Source organism: Bradyrhizobium sp. (genome assembly GCF_019244115.1).
Classification (GTDB): domain Bacteria; phylum Pseudomonadota; class Alphaproteobacteria; order Rhizobiales; family Xanthobacteraceae; genus Bradyrhizobium.
In genome coordinates this window covers 1-3302 of record NZ_JAFATE010000821.1, presented here as the reverse complement: position 1 = coordinate 3302, position 3302 = coordinate 1, and the positions used below count along the sequence as shown (strand labels likewise).

The following is a 3302-nucleotide window of genomic DNA, read 5'->3' as shown; positions in this document are numbered from 1 at the left end:
CGTGTTGTCGATCTGGCTGAGCGTAATGCCGAGGCGGGAGGCGGCATCGCGATCGACGATCAGGCTGGATTGCAGGGCCTTGTTCTGCTGATCGCTGCTGACATCGGCAAGCAGCTTTGAGCCTTGCAGCGCGGCGACGAGTTTTGGAGTCCATTCGTTCAGCTCCTCGAACGTCGCGCCCTGCAGCGTGTATTGATAGGCCGCATTGCCCGAGCGCCCTCCTGCGCCGAGATCGCCCACCGACTGCAGGAACAAGGTGGCGCCCGCGACCGCGGCCAGTTCGCCGCGCAGCCGCCCGATCACCTGCTCGGCGGACAAATTGCGCTGGCTCCGCGGCTTCAGCGACGCAAACACTGTGCCGGTATTGATCGAGCCGCCCGGACCCGGACCGCTGCCGCCGGTGAAACCGACGATGGTGTCGACATCCGGATCGCTTTTGACGATGGCGATGAACTGCCTGAGCTTCTGCTGCATCAGTTGAAACGAGATATGCTGATCGGCCTGGATCGAACCGATCAACAGACCCGTATCCTGCTGCGGGACAAAACCCTTCGGGACGGCGCCGTAGAGATAGAAATTCAGGCCGAGGGTCGCGACCAGAATCAGCATCACCGAGCCGGGATGACGCAGCGCGACCGCAAGCGTCTTGCGATAGAAGTTCAGCATCAGCTCGAAGACACGCTCGCTGACGCGATAGATCCACCCATGCGGCTCGCCGCGATCGCCGCGCAGCAACACCGCGCACATCATCGGCGTCGTGGTCAGCGAGACCACGAGCGAGATCACGATCGCGATCGTGATGGTCATGGCGAATTCTCGAAACAGCCGGCCGACCAGGCCGCCCATCAGCAGGATCGGGACGAAGACCGCGATCAGCGATATGCTCATCGACAGAACGGTGAACCCGACCTCGCGGGCGCCGAGCAGCGTGGCGTCCAGGCGCGACCTTCCCGCATCGATGTGGCGGGTGATGTTTTCCAGCACGACGATGGCGTCATCCACCACGAATCCGGTCGCGACCGTCAGCGCCATCAGAGAGAAGATGTCGAGGCTGTAGCCCAGAATGTACATGACGGCGAATGTCGCAACCAGCGACACCGACACCGCCACGACCGGCACCAATGTCGCGCGCGCGCTCCGCAGGAACGCGAACACCACCAGAATCACCAGGGCGACGGCGATCACGAGGGTGATCTCGACGTCGCGTAGCGAGGCCCGGATCGTCTTGGAGCGATCGACCACGAGGTTGACGTCCATGGCGGGCGACACCGACGCCCTGAGCTGCGGCATCAGCGTCGTCACGCGGTCGACCATCTGGATGATGTTGGCGCCAGGCTGCCGGTACACGATCATCACGATCGCGGGCTTGCCGTTGGACAGCCCCAGTGTGCGCACGTTTTCCACGGAATCGACGACATCGCCGACGTCGCTCAGTCGGATCGCCGCGCCGTTACGGTAGGCCAGGATCAGCGCCCTGTAATCGTCGGCCTTTTTGGCCTGGTCGTTGGAATAGATCTGGTAGCGCTGGTTCTCGACGTCGATGCCACCCTTCGGGCTGTGGGCATTGGCACTGCCGAGCGCAGCGCGGACATCCTCGAGACCGATGCCGAATTTATAGAGCGCCGAAGGGATCAGCTCGACGCGCACGGCGGGCAGCGATCCGCCGCTGACAGCGACCTCGCCGACGCCCTCGACCTGCGAAAGTTTTGGCGCGAGCACGGTCGATGCGGCGTCGTAGAGATCGGCAGGCGTCAGGATATCCGACGTCAAGGTGTAGATCAGGATCGGCGCCGAGGCCGGATTGAACTTGCGGTAGGTCGGATTGCTCCGCAGACTGGTCGGCAGGTCGGCGCGCGCTGCGTTGATGGCCGCCTGCACGTCGCGCGCAGCGCCGTTGATGTCGCGATCGATGCCGAACTGCAGCGTGACGCGCGCGGAACCGAGGGAACTCGCCGAGGTCATTTCCGTGACGTCGGCGATCTGCCCAAGGTGACGTTCGAGCGGGCCCGCCACTGTGGCGGCCACGTCTGCCGGGCTGGCGCCTGGCAGGGTCGCCTGCACTGAAATGGTGGGAATGTCGACATCGGGCAGCGGCGAGACCGGCAATTTGAAAAAGGCGATCGCACCGGCCACCACCACTCCGAGCGACAGCAGCGTGGTGGCGACCGGACGCCGGACGAAGGGGCTGGAGAGATTCATGACATGCGCGATCGAAGCCTTTGCGGATCAGCTTCTATCCCGCAGCGCGGCAATGCAAAAGCAGCAGAATGTCACACGCTCTCGCCACAAATGAGGCTCCGCAACGCAATCTGGCCGTTGCCGCAATGGGACGGCGGTTCGCGTAATCCGCCCTGCGCGTGCTACTCGTCATTGCGAGCGACTTGTCCGCCGAAGCTCAACGAGCGAAGGCGGAAGCGAAGCAATCCAGACCATCCCCGCGAAGACAGTCTGGATTGCTTCGGCGCGATGCGCCTCGCAATGACGGCGCGGATCGTTAGCCGCCGCGAAATCCCGTTGCCAGCATGTAGCGCTCGGAGGAGTCCTGCCGGCTCGCCGACGGCTTGACGTGCCGGACGGTAGCAAAATCGCGCTTGAGCTGTGCGAGCAGTTCGGCATCGGCGCCGCTCTGGAAGGTTTTTGCCAGAAAGCTGCCGCCGGGCTTCAGGACGCCGCGAGCGAACCAGGCCGCCGCTTCGACAAGCCCGACGATCCGGAGCTGGTCGGTCTTGCGGTGGCCGGTGGTGTTGGCGGCCATGTCGGACATCACGACATCGGCGCGGCCGTCCAGCATCGCCATCAATTTTTCCGGCGCATCCTGGTCCATGAAGTCGAGCTGCGCAAAGGTGACGCCGGCAAGCTCAGGCATCTCCAAGAGATCGATTGCGATTACCCTGCCCTTGCCGCTGTCCGCACCGACGCGTTTGGCGGCGATCTGGCTCCAGCCGCCGGGCGCCGCGCCGAGATCGACCACGGTCATGCCGCCTTTCAGCAGGTGATATTTGTCGTCGATCTCGATCAGCTTGTAGGCGGCGCGCGAGCGAAAACCCTCGCGCCTGGCCTGTGCGACATAGGGATCGTTGAGCTGGCGCTCCAGCCACAGCTTTGACGACAGTTTTCGCTTGCCGCCGCTCCTGACCGTCACATGCAGGCGGCCGGTTGTGTCTTTTGCCATATCAAGTCTCTACCGTCATTCCGGGGCAGCCCGCCAGGGCTGAACCCGGAATCCAGAGGTTGTGGAGCGAGATTCCGGGTTCGCGCTTCGCGCGCCCCGGAATGACCACGTGGATGGACTATGCCGGCAG

2 protein-coding genes are annotated in these 3302 nt (G+C 63.8%); both read right to left on the bottom strand.

Annotated elements, in window-relative coordinates; all coding sequences use genetic code 11:
• Positions 1–2199, bottom strand: a 2199-nt coding sequence (locus JOZ76_RS34860) for an efflux RND transporter permease subunit (RefSeq protein WP_291705914.1), incomplete at its 3' end; no start/stop codon positions are given.
• 295 nt (positions 2200–2494) lie between these two features.
• A complete protein-coding gene (locus JOZ76_RS34855; RefSeq protein ID WP_291705913.1) occupies positions 2495–3172 on the bottom strand; it encodes an RlmE family RNA methyltransferase in 678 nt (225 codons plus the stop codon).
• Between the last annotated feature and the right edge of the window lie 130 nt (positions 3173–3302).